Genomic DNA, 16,164 nt, shown 5'->3' with positions numbered 1-16,164 from the left:
ACTTCTCACATTTCACTTCTCGCATCTCACATTTCACTTTTCACATTTCACTTTTCACATTTCACTTTTCACATTTCACTTCTTTTATACGTACTTTTTACTACTTTTTAGAGGCTTCTAAAGCCTTGTTATAGTTGGGTTTATTTCAATTTTATGTCAAAAAGCAGAAATTAAACTATTTTATTCCCGTAATTTTTAGTGTTAAAAAGTTATTTCGGTCTGTTTTTTATATAGTAACTAAGTATTAGTACTTAAGTAAATTTGCTGTATACTAATTAAAACAAATGATTATGCAAAAGTTTAAAACCACATTAGCAGGGATTCAAGGTTTAAAGAAAGGGAAAATTTCAAGAGTAAATCTTTCAAAATCAATTTTCTTGGGAATTGCCTTAACGGTATTAAGTCAAAACGAAGCAAAAGCACAATTAACCGCTACGGGACAAATAAGAGAAAGAACCGAACTAAGAGCAGGTCAAGGAACGTTACAAAAAGATGGAGATAAAGCAGGTTTGTTTACTTCACAAAGAGCGCGATTAAATATAGGATTTACAGGATATCGTTTTAAAATATATACTTCTTTACAGGATGTGCGTGTTTGGGGACAAGATGCTTCCTCTATCAACAGAACGACTACAGAAGCAAACAACGGAATTTTATTCCATGAAGCTTGGGGAGAGATTATGTTAGCCGATACTACAAGCACTATTCAAAATATATCCTTAAAAGTTGGTCGCCAAGAAATTTCTTATGATGACCAAAAAGTATTGGGTGGTTTAGACTGGTTGCAACAAGGAAGACGTCATGATGCGATTGTTTTCAAATTTGCCAATAAAGGCTGGATTGCCGATGTTGGAGCTGCATTCAATCAAAATAAAGAATTGAATACAGGAACTGTTTATAATGGTGTTCCAACGGCTTATGGTGCTGGTACGAACGGAATAGGAACAATGTACAAATCGTTTCAATATGCCTATTTAGGAAAGAAATTTTCTTTTGGTGATGTGTCATTTTTATTCTTCAAAGATGATTTCAATAAATATACTAGCGTAACTTCTGGAACTCCGGCTGTAACAACCAAAGTGTATGGAGAAGGCGTTTGGAGTCGCAATACAACCGGTTTTTACTTTAATACGAATCCAACCAGAAAAATTAATCTTACCGGAAGCGTGTACCATCAAGGCGGAAAAGACAAAGACGGACGTTCTATAAGTGCGAATCTGGCTTCTGTAACATCAACTTTGCAAGTAGGAAGAAAATTATTTGTTGGTCCTGGAATTGATTATTTATCAGGAACTGATGGAACAAAAGCGGTTACTGCCACTTCAGAAAGCAATCTTTTTGATCCATTGTACGGAACACCACATAAATTTTGGGGAAGTATGGATTATTTCTACGCTGCAAATGGTTTTGGAAAACAAGGATTACTCAACTATTTCTTTAAAGTGAAATACAATGCCAAAGATAACTTGACTTTCTTATTGGATGTTCATGCTTTTGAAGCGGCAAATACTTTGTCTAACGGTGCCGGTGGCAAATTAGATTCTTATTTAGGAACGGAATTAGACTTGTTAGTGAAATACAATTTAACCAAAATGATTAACATCGAAGCGGGTTATTCTATCATAAAAGCTACGAATTCAATGGCATCAGCAGCGGTTAAAAACATAACTACACCAGATTTAACACCACAATTTGCTTATGTGATGCTGAATATCAAACCTAACTTTTTAGCCAAAAAATAATTACCCTTACTTTTTAAATCCATTCAACATGAAAACGATAAAAAAACAAATAGCAAAGCGTTTAACGGCATCTATGATGATTTTGTTAACCGTATTAAGTACAGCTTTTACAACAGTAAACGCTCAAAATGATCCTGTTCGATTAGGATTTATTCCACTTACGGATTGTTCGCCAATAGTGATGGCAAAAGAATTAGGATTGTTCAAGAAATATGGTGTTGAGGTTGTTGTGACCAAAGAATCGTCTTGGGCAAATGTTCGTGATAAAATCTTAACAGGCGAATTAGACGGCGCTCATTGTTTGTATTCCATGCCTTTTTCAGTTTACACAGGAGTAGGAGGAAAAGCAGGTTCTGAAATGAAAATTGCGATGATGTTGAACGTAAACGGACAAGCAATTACACTTTCAAATGACTTTTGCGGGAAAGTAGGTTTCAAACAAATGAATAAAGTAACACCAGTCGTTGCTGCTAAATTGAAAGCCGAAAAAGAAGTGACTTTTGCAATGACTTTTCCTGGAGGAACACACGATTTATGGTTGCGTAACTGGATGTCAGTTGCTGGTTTGAACCAAAAAGCAGTAAAAATTATCACGATTCCACCTCCGCAAATGGTAGCCAATATGAAAGTGGGTAATATGGATGGCTATTGCGTAGGAGAGCCTTGGGGTGGTGTTGCTGTAAAGCAAGGCATCGGATTTACACAAGTCGCTTCACAAGATATTTGGAAAGATCATCCCGAAAAAGCATTGGTAGTAAACAAAGATTTTAGTGCCAAAAGAAAAGCCGATTTAGTAAAAGTAATGAAAGCCGTAATGGAAGCCTGCAAATGGTTAGATGTTCCTGCCAATCGTAAAAAAGCAGCAGCAATTATCGGTAAAGCACCGTATGTAAATGCTCCGGCTGATGTAATTGAAGCCAGATTAATGGGTGATTATAATTTGGGTTGTAACCAAGGAGTTGAAGTATATGATAACGATTACATGTTGTTTCACAAAGGCGGAATGGTCAACTTCCCTCGTAAATCACACGCAATATGGGCGATGGCACAGTTTGTACGTTTTGGATATTTAAAAGAAGCACCTAATTATGCTGCTATTGCCGATAAATTAATCTTAGATGATTTGTACAAAGAAGTGGCAGCCAGCATGAAGATAAAAGTACCGAATGACGATATGAAACCGTTTTCTCTAACAATGGATAAAACCGTTTTTGATCCTGCAAATCCTGCAGCTTATTTAAAAGTAGTTAAACGATAAATAAATAAAAACATAAAGCCACTATTCCCTCTCATTTGGAGAGGGTTTTAGAGAAACAACAACATTAATTAAAACTAAATTTCAATACCATGTCTGACAAAAACACACTAACAATCGATGCACTAGAGCAAGAAATAAATGTTTCGACAGCGACAAGAAAAAGTTTTTTCGAAGAAAATAGTAAATACCTTTTGGTATTAAATACAATCCTTGCAAAATCAAAATCTGTTTTGTTTGCAGCTTTAGGATTGCTGCTTTTTGGCGGATTTTGGAGTCTTTTAAGCGCGTATACCCAAAATGCACTTCCAACTCCAACAGCCACTTTAACCGTTTTAAAAGAAATGTTAAGCGACCCGTTTTATGATTACGGACCCAATGATAAAGGAATTGGATTGCAATTATTCAATTCTATAAAAACAGTATTGATAGGATTTCTATTAGGGTCATTAATCGCTATTCCAGTTGGAATTTTAATGGGAGCAAGCACCATTTGCAAACAAATTTTTTATCCAATCGTACAATTGCTAAAACCCGTTTCGCCCTTAGCTTGGTTCCCAATTGGCTTAGTGGTTTTCAAAGATACCGGTCTCGCAACGATATTTATTGTTTTCATCACTTCCTTGTGGTCCACGCTCATTAACACATCTTTTGGCGTAGCATCCATTCCGCAAGACCATAAAAACGTAGCCAAAGCATTTGGTTTTTCTAAAATGAGATACTTGACCAAAATCTTAATTCCGTACAGTTTGCCACACATTATCACAGGTTTGCGATTGAGTATCAGTGTAGCTTGGTTGGTAATTGTTGCCGGCGAAATGCTTTCAGGAGGAGCAGGAATCGGGTTCTTCGTTTGGGACAGCTGGAACGCATTAAGCCTCGAAAAAGTAATTTCGGCCATTCTTATCATCGGAATTGTAGGATTGCTTTTCGACCGAATCTTCACTTTTATCGAAAATAAAGTCGCTTACAAAGCGTAGTTTTAAAAGCATTAAGTTTTTATTTTGGGCGTGACCCTCCGTAAAACTTCGGGTCGTGCTGTCCGTTCCTGCTTTTTTTGAGCCGAAAAAAATCGGCTCAAAAAAGAGCTCCACTGCCATCACTCACGCAACCCAACACCAAAAACCCAACACCCAACACCCAACACCCAGAACCTAACACCCAAAAGTCATGAGCTATTTAGAAATAAAAAATTTAGAAATATCATTTCCAACACCAAAAGGGAAATATACTGCAGTAAGAGATATTAATCTATCTATCAAAAAAGGAGAAATCATCTCCATTATTGGTCACTCCGGTTGTGGAAAATCAACTATTATGAACGCTATTGCCGGAATGTTGACTCCAACAGGAGGAACAGTTGAACTAGGCGGAAAAACAATAAAAGGACCTGGGCCGGACCGAGGAATCGTTTTCCAAAACTACTCTCTTTTGCCTTGGATGTCAGTTCATGAAAATATTTTTCAAGCCGTTGATTCGGTTATGGATTGTTCGAAAAAAGAAAAACACGAAATCGTGGATTACAATCTAAAAATGGTGAATTTACTTTCGCACCGAGATAAATTACCAGGACAATTATCAGGAGGAATGAAACAAAGAGTTGCTATTGCCAGAGCTTTTGCCATCAATCCGGGAGTTTTATTGTTAGATGAGCCTTTTGGCGCTTTGGATGCCTTTACAAAAAGCTCCATGCAACTCGAAGTATTAAAATTATGGAATCTCAATAACCGAGATAAAACCATCATCATGATTACCCACGATATCGAAGAAGCCTTGTTTTTATCAGACAGAATTGTGGTTTTAAATGACGGTCCTGCTTCAACAATCAGAGAAATTGTAGAAGTGCATTTGCCAAGACCAAGAAACAAAATCGAAATTGTAAAAATGCCGGAATATATCGAACTACGTGATCGATTATTACACCTCTTAACCGATAAATTCTCTATTGAAGATATGGGAGTGGTGTATAAAAGTTAGTTTTATTTAATTTGTTTATGGTTAAATCCCTGTAATGATAGTCATTACGGGGATTTTGATTTTAATGATGCGTATAACCAATCAAGAATTTATTTTGAGTTATAATCCTATTTTAATACCAATGATTTTTGGACAGATTGGGTTCTGCATACGTTATGATATTGTTTTCTTCCAGTTCTATTAGTTTCTCTCTAATTGGTGTATAATCTGCAGTAGCAGGTATTTCCATAACAAAGTAATCGTCGTTGAACTTTTCTGATTCGCAACCCAAACTAGTGAAAAATTCGCGTACATCATTTATAACAAAAGATTTATCGTTGAGAATAACTTGGATAGTTGAATTTCCGGAATGTATAATCGTTTCTCGATAAGTCAATTTGTTTTCGGTTTCGTCAAATTCGGCTAACACAATATCACCACAAGAAACTGAGGCATAAAAAGGAATATTATCCAGTTTGTACAATCCTTCTTCGGCGTTAATAGTGGTAGCCCATAAATTCTCAACGGTCCATTCATTTAAAATAGTGCTAAAAAATCTAAAAAGTATTTTTACACTAGTTTCTTGTTCTTTCATTATCTGTATTTTGAATGCCAAATTAAAGATTCGCTATTTGGGAATCATTTGGAATTGATTTAAAAATCAAATATACGTCTAATTGAACGCAAAAAAAAAAGCCTTTGAACGTGTTCAAAGGCTTTCTCAATATGTCTTTTTTTTATTTTCTGGAAGATTGTCTTTCCATCACTTTAGATAAATCAGGTTGCTTTTCGTTCATGATTTTCGTTACGGTAATGTGCATCCAAATCAAACAAATAGCAGAGAATAAAAGTATAAATATCCAAGAACTAGACCAGATTCCGGTTGAAGTCAGCAAATAACTAAATATAATTGGACCAAAGAAACCTCCTAATCCGCCGATCATTCCTACCATTCCGCCTACAACACCTACTTCGGTTGGGAAATATTCCGGTATGTGTTTGTAAACGGCCGCTTTCCCAATTCCCCATGAAATACCAATTAGAATTACCAAAACTAAGTACACCCACATATTCGCATCAAAGTTGATATGCGTAATTCCTTTGGCTAACAATTCTTTTTTCTTTACTTCCTGATTCTGACTGACCACAACTTGTTGCCATGAAGTTCGGGTTGGAAAAATGGAGTTTTCTTCTGGTTTTTCTATTTTTTGTACAATCGGAAATTCAGTATCGCCAATTGTTACTTTCGTATCAGAAACCATTGTAATTGAACCTTTTTTGGTTGCCAAAACACCTGGTCCGGTTGTGGTAATGTCCATTTTTGGAACCATCAACAATGCGCTCAAAATTACTGAAGATCCTAAAACCCAATACATCACTTTTCGCGCACCAAATTTATCAGATAAAAACCCGCCAAAAGCACGGATAACTCCCGAAGGTAAACTGAACATAGTAGCGAATAATCCGCCCATAACTAAGCTGGTTTGATACACATTCATGAAGTTAGGTAACAACCATTGTGAATAGGCTACGAAACATCCAAATACTAAGAAATAATAGGCTCCAAAGCGCCAAACGCGCACACTTTTTAACGATTGTAACATTTGAGAAACCGTTTTGGTGTGGTTTTCTATTTTTTTATTTTTGGCAAAAATCAAGAATAAAATTCCAATAATTACTAGTGCAAAACCATATAATATAGGTAATAATTTCCAACCATTTTGTGGGTCATCTATTGAAAAATGATTCAATAATGATGGTGCCAAAAAAGTGGTAATGGCTGCGCCCGCATTTCCCATTCCGAAAATTCCCAAAGCTCTTCCTTGCCATTCTTTTGGATACCAAATCGAAGTATAGCCAATACCAACAGCAAAGCTGGTTCCTACCATTCCGAACAAAAAGCTTAAAAGGGCAAACATAAAAAAACTGTTTGCTAAAGGCAGCAAAAATAAAGGAATAGAGCAGAGGAGGAGTAATAAAGAAAATACGTATTTACCACCAAATTTATCAGTAAGAATACCTATTGGTAAACGCATAATAGAACCGGTTAAAATAGGAATTCCTAATAGCCATCCTACTTGAACCACACTCCAATGAAAAATGCCGTTATCTACTAAGTAGGTTACTAAAACTCCGTTTAAGGTCCAACAAGCGAAACATACCGTAAAGGCCAGAGTGTTCAGAAATAATATTCTGTGGGATTGTGATAAGGAATTTGTTGCTGTCATAATACTTATATTTTTTAACGAAAATAAGTATTATAACTTAGTTAAAACCTGTGTTTTCGCAGTTTTTTAAATATAATTAAGTATTTATACGTAATTTTATGATTTTACGTAGTTTTTGAATGATTGAAACAGAAATACGGAGCAAAAAATATTACAACAAAGCAAATTCATTTGCTTTATTAGAAAGTTCCATCAGATTTTTGACTTTTAATTTTTTCATCAAATTGAAACGGTGTACTTCGGCAGTTCGTTTGCTGATGTCTAAAGCTTCTGCAATTTCTTTGTTTCCTTTTCCCGATAAAAGAAGCTTTAGAATTTCTTTTTCTCGTTTGGTAATCATCAATTCGTCTTCCTGTGCTGGTTTTGTTTCCTGAACTGCAGTAGGATTTGTAAGTTGTCCTATTAAAATAGAGGAGATGTCACCACTAAAATATTTTCCTCCATTTGAGACAGTATGTAAAGCTTTAAGGAACTCTTCTTTACTGGATCCTTTCAACAAATAACCATCTGCTCCGGCTTTGATTGATTTTAATACGTATTCTTCGGATTCATGCATGGAAAGCATTACGATTTTAACCAAATTGTTTTGGCTTCTTAATTTTTCTACGACTTCAATTCCGGTTAGATTAGGCATACGAATGTCTAAAATAAGTAAATCAGGATGAGTTGTTTCTACCATTTTTAGTGCTTCTAAGCCATCTGTGGCTTCGCCAACCACTTCAATATTGGCTTCGTTTTCTAATAATGATTTGATTCCGTCTCTAACAAATACGTGATCATCTGCTAAAACAACTCGAATAGTATTATTCATAACTTACTTAATTTTAAAATCGGTTTATTACGTATATTCATCTAAATGAAGGGCTAATATACGTATTTTTTGAATAAATAAAAAAGATAGATTTCAGATTTCATATTCAGATTGTAAACTGAAATCTGTTAAATGGGAATGTTAAACGTGATTCGCGTTCCTTCTCCTGGAATAGAGTTAATAAAAACACGCCCGTTGATGTATTGAATCCGTTCTTTCATGAACAATAATCCCATTCCGGATTCGCTGTTTCTCTTTTTTTCTGCGGCAACAACATCAAACCCTTTTCCGTTATCGTCAATAGTAATACTCAAAATATTATTGCTGTGCGAAAGTTGCACAATAATATGAGTAGAATCCGCATATTTTATGGCGTTGTTTATGGCTTCTTGCGTCAATCGATAAATATTGATTTCAATCAAGGAATCGAGTCGTTTGTCAAAATTGGTTTTGTTGTAAAACAGAATGTTTTTTCCGGTCAATTTTGATAATTCCTGCGTCAATTTTGCCAAAGAAGAAACAATACCATGATCGCTCAATTCTGGTGGCATCAAGTTGAAAGTAGCGGTTCGCACTCCTTTTATAATGTCTAAAGACAGTTTTTTCAGATACTCAATTTTTTGTGCTGATTTTTCTTTATCGTCTAAATTAATGCTTTCGAGGCTAAATTTTAATCCGGTTAGCATTTGGCCAATTCCATCATGGATTTCTCGGGCAATACGATTTTGTTCGTTTTCCTGATTTTCGACAATCTTGCTCGAAATTACTTTTTGTTGATTGATTTTATCGGTAACATTTTCGGTGTTCAGTCGATCGACTTCGCGTTCTGCTTTTTTACGTTCGGTGATGTCAAAACAAATAATCAATAACTCGGATTCTTCTTTTTTGATGGTCACGGGAACCATCGATAAATCAAGCCAAATCGATTCTCCGTTTCTATTGGTTATATTAAGTTCGCCTTGCCAGCCGCTTCGTTGTCTTTCGGAAATAATTCGGTCAATTGTAAGCTGTTCTTTTTCTATTGGAGTCAGCACTTGTGAAAAAGTTTTGTCCGAGAGAAACGGATTGTATTGCAGCAATTTCGAGAATTTCTCACCAATATGTATCAAAGAACCATCCGGAGCAACGCGGCAATACAACAGCGTGTTTTCCATGGCGTAATTGAGTGATTTCAATTCTTTGACGGAGTTTTCCTTTATTTCACTGATGATTTCGGTATCATGTGCTAGTTTCAGTGCTTTTTTCTCGGAGAATAAAAGTTTCGAAATGAGTTTTTCAACCTTTTTGTTCGTTGGTTTGAAGATGAAAATGAATTCTAACAGTAAAACTAAAATGGTGAATAGCAGAATTGCATATTCAGTTTTGCTTTGTAAGGTTACTTTTTTGAGCGCTTCTTTGTCATATTCGCCAACAATTTGGTTCATTTTCGAAAGAAAAACAGCTTCGTTTTTAAGGATTATTTGCACTAATTTTTGATTTTCGGCAGACTCTTTTTTTGTTTTTTTATTTTCTAAAAAAAGGGCCGAAGCATCAATAATAGCTTTAAAATTTGGTCTGATTCCTTTAAATAATGCAGCAAGTGCTTTGCTTTTTTCTTTTGGAAAACCCAGACTGTCATTTCCGTTTTCCAATACATTTTGGTTAAATTTCCAAAGTGAAATGGTCTTGTTGATTTGGGTAATTTCCTCTTTGCTTTTGGTCGTATCGGTTACGAAATTGAGAATTAAAATCTCCTTTATCAATTTTTGACTCAGCATTCTTTGTTTTCCCGAAATATTAATAATTCGGGAATCACTCAACTGACTGTTGAGATTGTATTGTATCAAAAGCTGGCTCAAAAGTACCGTTACAGCAATAGTCAACAAGGCAAAAAGATACAATCGCCTTAGATTTTTGAAAGAAATATCGACAGATGCTGCGGCGCTGTTTCTCATAACCAAGTTGAATTACAATCCAAGAGCGTCTTTTATCAATTGAAAGTTTGTAGCGCTGAAGTTTATTTTTAAAGCTTCCTGATGCCCTTTTTCAGACATTTTATTCCATGTTTTCAAAATGATATTTTTGAGTTTTTCGGCATCATGTTTTTGTACAAAAGGCTCTAAATAATACTCCAGAAATACCAAACAGATTACGTCTTCCAAAAGTTGGGTTTCGGTATCTTTTTTAAGCAATTTTTTTTCGATAAGAAAAGAAACTCTTGCAATAAATTCTTCGGAATATCCTGCTTTTTCTAAAATTTCAGCTGTTGTTTTGGCATGAAATTTTTTCAAATCTTCTCTCCATTTTAAATAACCCACACGATCCATAGGATACGATTCTCGCGTTATTTTCCATCGACAAATGTGTTGCGCTTTTGAAGCAATTTGAACTTCTTCGGAAGCATTTGGCTCAAAATCCATCAGCTTTTCATACATTCGATTTGAATATAATAATTCTTTTGGATAGGTTTTAGATTGGTATATTTCGCTGTTTGGATCTTGTGCATTTTCGGCATTTATCCATGTGCTAGCGTTCTGAAATGGTGTCATTGTCATTTGAAAAGTTTAAATTCAAAGATACATAATTATTCCAAAAAGCCAACGAATACTTCGTCTTCCACAATTTTTACGGGATAAGTAGCAATGGAGTAGTCTTCACCATTTAAATTAGAACCGTCTACCAGAGAAAATGTTTTTTTGTGCATCGGGCAGGCGATTTTTGGAATATCATCTGCCGAACCTAGCATTCCTCTTGATAACACCATTTCCATTTTATGCGGACAAGCATTTTGGCAGGCAAACCATTGGTTGCGACGACTGAAATTAAATACGGCAATTTGTTTGTTTTTGTATTTGATACAACCGCCTCTATTTGTCGAAAAATCACTTATTTTTCCAGCTTTGAACCATATTTTTACATCGTTTGGATGTACTGTTCCGTATTGACTTAAGATATCTTCCATGTTCGTCTTTTTGTGTTTCCTACTCTAAGCTCTTTCCTGTTTTATGCGAAGGAATTGCGGAAAAAGCCAGAGTTGATGGAAACGTTTTAGAATACTTTTTTATTGATTTTATTGGGGTTTACCAAGGTTTTGGCATTTTTTGATCTCTTAAAGAAACGAATTCAATATTGTCATCTTTTTCATCTGAATTGACAAAGTGACGGAAGCGATCCATTAATCGTGGTTTTTCTATCACTTGTTTCCATTCGCATTCGAAAGTATCGACTAAACCTTGCATTTCAGTTTCTAATGTGTTAACAATTCCTAAACGGTCTTCAATTACAACTTCTTTCAAGTAGTCTAATCCGCCATCCAGTTTTTCTAACCAGGTTGAAGTTCGTATCAAAGGACCGGCCGTACGGATGTAAAACATCAAGAAGCGATCTAAGTATTTAATACAAGTGGCTTTGTCGATTTTTTCGGCTAATAAAACGGCATGTTTTGGATTTGCACCACCATTTCCGCAGATGTATAAGTTCCAGCCGCCTTCTACAGCGATTAATCCAAAATCCTTTCCTCTGGCTTCGGCACATTCGCGAATACAAGCAGAAACGCCTCCTTTTAGTTTGTGCGGAGAACGAATTCCTTTGTATCGGTTTTCAATTTCAATGGCAAAACCGGCGCTGTCATCCATTCCGTAACGACACCAAGCATTTCCTACGCAACTCTTTACGGCACGAAGTGATTTTCCGTACGCATGTCCACTTTCGAAACCATTATCGATTAATATTTTCCAAATTTTTGGTAAATCATCTAAATGAGCACCAAATAAATCGACACGTTGTGCTCCTGTAATTTTCGTGTATAAATTAAATTGCTTGGCTACTTCGCCAATGGCAATTAGTTTTTCGGCAGTAATTTCTCCACCGGCAATTCTTGGCACTACAGAGTAGGTTCCGTTTCTTTGAATGTTGGCCAAAAATCGATCATTAGTATCTTGTGTGGTCAGGTGTTTATTAGCAGTATCATTGTAAATACTTGAGAAAATGGAAGCGATAACGGGTTTACAAACTTCGCAGCCATCACCTGAACCGTGCCAGTCTAATACATCAAAATAATTGGTGTATTTATTGATTTTTACAAGGTCAAATAACTCTTGACGATTGTATTTAAAATGCTCACAAATCACATCTTTGACTTCTTTTCCAATTGATTTTTGAGTGGCTTTTACCAAATCAACAACCATAGGTTTACAACCTCCGCAACCTGTAGTGGCTTTAGTAAGTTTGACTACATCGGATAAGCTGGAGCAGGTTTCATCTGTAATAGAACAACAAATAGCGCCTTTTGTAACATTTTCGCAAGAGCAAATAATCGCAGTATCGGGCAAATCTATTGCGCTTCCCAAGGTAGAAGCTTCTCCGCCTCGTGAACCCAGAATCAAGTCTTCCGGATTTTTGGGCAATGCCATAGCATTGCTGTAAATTTGGAACAACGCATTATAATCGCTGGAATCACCCACTAATATTCCGCCTAAAAGGGTTTTTCCGTCTTTGGTAACATTAATTCTTTTATAAATTCCGTTGAATTTATTTTCATAAACAATGGCCGTTACGGTTTCGTTTTCAATGAAAGGATCTCCAAAACTTGCTACTTCAACACCAATTAATTTTAATTGTGTAGACATATCGATGGTTTCTCTCATCGTTTTTGTGCCTTGTAAAATTTGTTCTGCAGCAACATCGGCCATTTCGTAACCCGGTGCTACTAAACCATAGATCATTCCCGTATAAAGTGCGACTTCACCAATGGCATAAATAGAAGAATCTGATGTTTGCATTTGATTGTTTACCACAACACCGCCGCGTTCTCCAACTTCCAGTCCGGAAACTCTGGCCAGTTCGTCACGGGGTTTTATACCGGCAGAAATAACCAACATATCTACTTTTAACAATTCATCATTTGCAAACATCATCCCTTTTATGCAGTCTTCACCATCAATATATTGTGTGGCTTTGTTGAGATGAATGCCAATATTTAGTTCTTCAATTTTTGCTTGAAGCATATCGCTGGCTCCTTTGTCTAATTGTCTTGGCATCAATCGCGGTGCAAATTCAACTACGTGTGGATTTAATCCTAAGTCATATACTGCTTTTGCAGCTTCCAGCCCTAATAATCCACCACCAAGAACAGCGGCTTCGGTAGCGCCATTTTGTTTTATCTTTTTGGCGTAAGCCATGATTGCATCCAAATCTTCGATGGTTCGGTATACAAAAACACCTTCTTTTTCGACTCCTTTAATAGGAGGGACGAAAGCAGAGGAGCCTGTTGCTAAAACTAAGTAGTCGTACGCATACTCTTGATGGAGATGTGTACTTATGATTTTGTTTTCTTTGTCAATTTTTAAAACTAATTCCGAAGTATTTAAGGTAATGTTATTCTCTTCATACCAAGCAGCTGTTGATAATGATAGATCATCAGCGCTTTTGCCACCAAAGTATTCGCTTAAGTGAACACGATCATAAGCGCGTCTTGGTTCTTCTCCAAATACGGTTATTTGATACTCTTCCTGTCCTTTTTTTGTGATAAATTTTTCACAAAACTTGTACCCCACCATGCCGTTTCCGACTACTATTACTTTAATCATAATTCATTAATTAAGTATTATTGAGCAAATATAAGTATTTATACTTAATTTAAATACTTATTTTTTTATTTTTTTAGATTTTTATTTTAATAAAATAAGTATTTTGGACTAAATAATAAGTTTTGATTCGGAATTTATAAGTAGTATTACAGGTTTTTTTTTGGTGATTTAGTAAAGAAAGAAGTAAAAAAAATCCCAATTAGCAATACTAATTGGGATTCTCATTTAAGGATGTAGATTTGTCATAAAACCAAATTAGTAGTCAGAATAATCAGTTGGATATAAAAACGTAATGTCGATATGGGAAATGTTGTTTTTGTATTTTTCCATAGCAATCAGAGCTTTCCATTCTGGAGAATCTACAAAAGATTTCCAATGCGCATCCCGACTTTCTTGATTTTCGAAAGTAGTCATATACATAAGGTTAGGCATTTTGGCTCCCGAAAGAACTTCTCCGTAAAAAACAGCATTAAAGGTAAGGCGGTCAAAAAGTGTGATTTCTCCACCGGCATTAAACATGTCCACTTTGTTTTTGTAAATGGCTTCGGTTGCAGATTCGTAACTTCTTAATTCGTAAACTCGATTAGCTCTTGGACCTTCTAGTTTTGGAGTAGTTAAAAACGGATGATCTGAAAAAGCATTTAATAAAACAGATTCTATTCGGATATAAGGCGCTTGTTTGTATGATGCTTTTAAATAGTCTGCTCCGGCGGCTAAATACGTATTGTCTTTTGCCAGTTTTTCGTCAATACTTAAAAACTGTTTCATGGAGGTAAACGGAATTACGACGATGATTTTTTTAATAGAATCGGTAGCATTAGATTTTGCTTTGAAAACGCCTATGTTTTGAATTCCTATTCTTTTTAGTCCCGGCAAATAGGCTTCTTTCAGGTATTTGTCAATAGTTTGTTCTTGTTGCTCTGAATGTAGAAGATAGGTTTTGAGTTGGTAGAATTCTCTTGACGAACGTATTGATTCGGTCTCTGTTTTAATTTCAGTCTCTTTTTTTATAAAGCTGCTCATAGAAAAGACAATAATAAGGAGAAAGAATAATTTGGTTGTTTTCATATTTAAATGGTTTTGGTGGTTAAAAGTTTTCATTTTAGAGGACTTTGCTTTCGGATAAACACGGTCAATTAAAATAAAAGTGAAGGTAAATATATTTAGATTCTTTGGTAAATAAACATTTTGTGCCTAAAATAGTTAGTTAGCTGTATTTGAGAGGTTATTATTTGGATTAAGAAAAAAGGTTTAATTCTGATTCTTAGGATTTGGAATAACTTTACGCCATCAAATTAATATTGCTAACTTTGCAGCTCGGCAACTAAGAACCTTAGAATCTAAAAAATGCGCATAGATATTATTACTGTCCTTCCGGAATTATTGCGAAGTCCGTTTGAGGCTTCAATCATGAAACGTGCAATCGACAAAGGAATTGTAGAAGTTCATATTCATAATTTACGGGATTATACCACCAATAAACAGAAAAGTGTAGACGATTATCCGTTTGGTGGAGGCGCTGGAATGGTGATGACGGTTCAGCCTATTGATGCGTGTATTACCCATTTGAAAAGCGAAAGATCCTACGATGAAATCATTTACATGTCACCGGACGGGGAAACCTTGAACCAAAAAATGGCCAATACGATGTCGATGTATGAAAATATTATCATTTTATGTGGACATTATAAAGGAGTAGATCAAAGAGTTCGGGATCATTTTATCACTAAAGAAATCTCGATTGGTGATTATGTGTTGAGTGGAGGGGAATTAGGAGCTTTAGTATTGTCGGATGCCTTAATTCGATTGATACCAGGAGTTTTGAGTGACGAAACATCGGCATTGACAGATAGTTTTCAAGACGGATTGTTGTCAGGACCTATATATACACGCCCGGCAGATTATAAAGGATGGAAAGTTCCGGACGTATTGATGAGTGGTCATTTTGCAAAAATTGACAAATGGAGAGAAGATATGGCGTATGAGCATACCAAAAATAGACGTCCCGATTTGCTCGATGAAAATAATTTATAATTCATAATCTATAATTCATAATTATTTTTTACTTTTGCGCCCACATTAGACCAACCTCTGGCGAGATCCGTGAATGTTGCTTTAATACAAAACCATAATTAAAAAATTATCATGGCAGATTTAATGAAATTCGTTCAAGACGAATTCGTAACAAGAAAAGATTTCCCTGTTTTTGGAGCTGGAGACACTATTACAGTTTTCTACGAAATTAAAGAGGGTGAAAAAACAAGAACTCAGTTTTTTAAAGGAGTTGTTATTCAAAGAAGAGGTTCTGGTAACACAGAAACTTTTACAATTCGTAAAATGTCAGGTGCAGTTGGAGTAGAGCGTATCTTCCCAGTAAACTTGCCAGCTTTACAAAAAGTTGAAATCAACAAAAAAGGTGCTGTTCGTAGAGCTAGAATTTTCTACTTTAGAGAACTTACTGGTAAAAAAGCCAAAATTAAAGACAAAAGAAGATAGTCTAACTGTCTTTTTATATAAAAAGTCCCGACATTGTTGGGACTTTTTTATGGAAAAAACTTACGCTTTCAAGTAGTTAGCATTTTCGTGAATCTTTATTGGTTCCGCC

Annotated in this window: 14 protein-coding genes; 6 read left to right on the top strand and 8 right to left on the bottom strand. The window is 35.5% G+C overall.

What is annotated here, in order from left to right; all coding sequences use genetic code 11:
• The first annotated feature begins 290 nt into the window (after positions 1-290).
• The 4 genes from O6P34_RS13895 (at position 291) to O6P34_RS13880 (ending at position 4,974) form a co-directional block, all read left to right on the top strand.
• Positions 291-1,742 carry an alginate export family protein gene (locus O6P34_RS13895; protein ID WP_269685112.1) on the top strand — a complete coding sequence of 484 codons (1,452 nt, stop codon included), beginning with the start codon at positions 291-293 and terminating at the stop codon, positions 1,740-1,742.
• Between the two features lie 28 nt (positions 1,743-1,770).
• Positions 1,771-3,000, top strand: a complete 1,230-nt coding sequence (locus tag O6P34_RS13890; RefSeq protein WP_269685111.1) for a CmpA/NrtA family ABC transporter substrate-binding protein — start codon at positions 1,771-1,773, stop codon at positions 2,998-3,000.
• A gap of 89 nt (positions 3,001-3,089) precedes the next feature.
• Positions 3,090-3,977 carry a nitrate ABC transporter permease gene (gene ntrB, locus O6P34_RS13885; RefSeq protein WP_269685110.1) on the top strand — a complete coding sequence of 296 codons (888 nt, stop codon included), beginning with the start codon at positions 3,090-3,092 and terminating at the stop codon, positions 3,975-3,977.
• 190 nt (positions 3,978-4,167) lie between these two features.
• On the top strand, positions 4,168-4,974 hold the full coding sequence (locus O6P34_RS13880) for an ABC transporter ATP-binding protein (protein ID WP_269685109.1): 807 nt from the start codon (positions 4,168-4,170) through the stop codon (positions 4,972-4,974).
• A gap of 112 nt (positions 4,975-5,086) precedes the next feature.
• Here O6P34_RS13880 and O6P34_RS13875 read toward each other — a convergent pair whose 3' ends face one another.
• The 8 genes from O6P34_RS13875 to O6P34_RS13840 all read right to left on the bottom strand — a co-directional run bounded on the left by O6P34_RS13875 (position 5,087) and on the right by O6P34_RS13840 (position 14,627).
• Entirely contained in the window at positions 5,087-5,548 is a 462-nt protein-coding gene (locus tag O6P34_RS13875; RefSeq protein ID WP_269685108.1) for a DUF4265 domain-containing protein, read from the bottom strand.
• A gap of 142 nt (positions 5,549-5,690) precedes the next feature.
• Positions 5,691-7,181 (bottom strand): MFS transporter, encoded by a 1,491-nt coding sequence (locus tag O6P34_RS13870; RefSeq protein WP_269685107.1) that lies wholly within the window; start codon positions 7,179-7,181, stop codon positions 5,691-5,693.
• 151 nt (positions 7,182-7,332) lie between these two features.
• Positions 7,333-7,992 (bottom strand): response regulator transcription factor, encoded by a 660-nt coding sequence (locus O6P34_RS13865; RefSeq protein ID WP_269685106.1) that lies wholly within the window; start codon positions 7,990-7,992, stop codon positions 7,333-7,335.
• A 128-nt stretch (positions 7,993-8,120) separates the two neighbouring features.
• Entirely contained in the window at positions 8,121-9,926 is a 1,806-nt protein-coding gene (locus tag O6P34_RS13860) for an ATP-binding protein (protein ID WP_269685105.1), read from the bottom strand.
• A gap of 12 nt (positions 9,927-9,938) precedes the next feature.
• Complete coding sequence (locus O6P34_RS13855; RefSeq protein ID WP_269685104.1) at positions 9,939-10,526, bottom strand: DUF4202 domain-containing protein; 588 nt, start codon at positions 10,524-10,526, stop codon at positions 9,939-9,941.
• A gap of 29 nt (positions 10,527-10,555) precedes the next feature.
• Positions 10,556-10,933, bottom strand: coding sequence for a nitrite reductase small subunit NirD (gene nirD / locus O6P34_RS13850; protein ID WP_269685103.1), 378 nt, complete (start codon positions 10,931-10,933; stop codon positions 10,556-10,558).
• Between the two features lie 118 nt (positions 10,934-11,051).
• On the bottom strand, positions 11,052-13,559 hold the full coding sequence (gene nirB / locus O6P34_RS13845; protein ID WP_269685102.1) for a nitrite reductase large subunit NirB: 2,508 nt from the start codon (positions 13,557-13,559) through the stop codon (positions 11,052-11,054).
• 255 nt (positions 13,560-13,814) lie between these two features.
• Positions 13,815-14,627, bottom strand: a complete 813-nt coding sequence (locus tag O6P34_RS13840) for an NIPSNAP family protein (protein WP_269685101.1) — start codon at positions 14,625-14,627, stop codon at positions 13,815-13,817.
• A gap of 279 nt (positions 14,628-14,906) precedes the next feature.
• On the opposite strand from O6P34_RS13840, the gene trmD reads away from it, so the two are divergent.
• Both trmD and rplS read left to right on the top strand, forming a co-directional pair.
• Positions 14,907-15,593, top strand: a complete 687-nt coding sequence (trmD, locus tag O6P34_RS13835; RefSeq protein WP_269685100.1) for a tRNA (guanosine(37)-N1)-methyltransferase TrmD — start codon at positions 14,907-14,909, stop codon at positions 15,591-15,593.
• A 111-nt stretch (positions 15,594-15,704) separates the two neighbouring features.
• Positions 15,705-16,055 carry a 50S ribosomal protein L19 gene (gene rplS / locus O6P34_RS13830; protein ID WP_269685099.1) on the top strand — a complete coding sequence of 117 codons (351 nt, stop codon included), beginning with the start codon at positions 15,705-15,707 and terminating at the stop codon, positions 16,053-16,055.
• Positions 16,056-16,164: the final 109 nt, after the last annotated feature.

Source organism: Flavobacterium lacustre (assembly GCF_027474525.2).
Taxonomy (GTDB): Bacteria; Bacteroidota; Bacteroidia; order Flavobacteriales; family Flavobacteriaceae; genus Flavobacterium; species Flavobacterium lacustre.
The sequence above is the reverse complement of the archived record's forward strand: the minus strand, read 5'-3'. Positions and strand labels throughout refer to the sequence as shown.

Coding starts and splice junctions, on each gene's coding strand:
- trmD (WP_269685100.1), top strand. CDS start 14,907: ATGCGCATAGATATTATTACTGTCCTTCCGGAATTATTGCGAAGTCCG.
- O6P34_RS13880 (WP_269685109.1), top strand. CDS start 4,168: ATGAGCTATTTAGAAATAAAAAATTTAGAAATATCATTTCCAACACCA.
- ntrB (WP_269685110.1), top strand. CDS start 3,090: ATGTCTGACAAAAACACACTAACAATCGATGCACTAGAGCAAGAAATA.
- rplS (WP_269685099.1), top strand. CDS start 15,705: ATGGCAGATTTAATGAAATTCGTTCAAGACGAATTCGTAACAAGAAAA.
- O6P34_RS13875 (WP_269685108.1), bottom strand. CDS start 5,548: ATGAAAGAACAAGAAACTAGTGTAAAAATACTTTTTAGATTTTTTAGC.
- nirD (WP_269685103.1), bottom strand. CDS start 10,933: ATGGAAGATATCTTAAGTCAATACGGAACAGTACATCCAAACGATGTA.
- O6P34_RS13840 (WP_269685101.1), bottom strand. CDS start 14,627: ATGAAAACAACCAAATTATTCTTTCTCCTTATTATTGTCTTTTCTATG.
- O6P34_RS13870 (WP_269685107.1), bottom strand. CDS start 7,181: ATGACAGCAACAAATTCCTTATCACAATCCCACAGAATATTATTTCTG.
- O6P34_RS13855 (WP_269685104.1), bottom strand. CDS start 10,526: ATGACAATGACACCATTTCAGAACGCTAGCACATGGATAAATGCCGAA.
- O6P34_RS13860 (WP_269685105.1), bottom strand. CDS start 9,926: ATGAGAAACAGCGCCGCAGCATCTGTCGATATTTCTTTCAAAAATCTA.
- O6P34_RS13865 (WP_269685106.1), bottom strand. CDS start 7,992: ATGAATAATACTATTCGAGTTGTTTTAGCAGATGATCACGTATTTGTT.
- O6P34_RS13895 (WP_269685112.1), top strand. CDS start 291: ATGCAAAAGTTTAAAACCACATTAGCAGGGATTCAAGGTTTAAAGAAA.
- O6P34_RS13890 (WP_269685111.1), top strand. CDS start 1,771: ATGAAAACGATAAAAAAACAAATAGCAAAGCGTTTAACGGCATCTATG.
- nirB (WP_269685102.1), bottom strand. CDS start 13,559: ATGATTAAAGTAATAGTAGTCGGAAACGGCATGGTGGGGTACAAGTTT.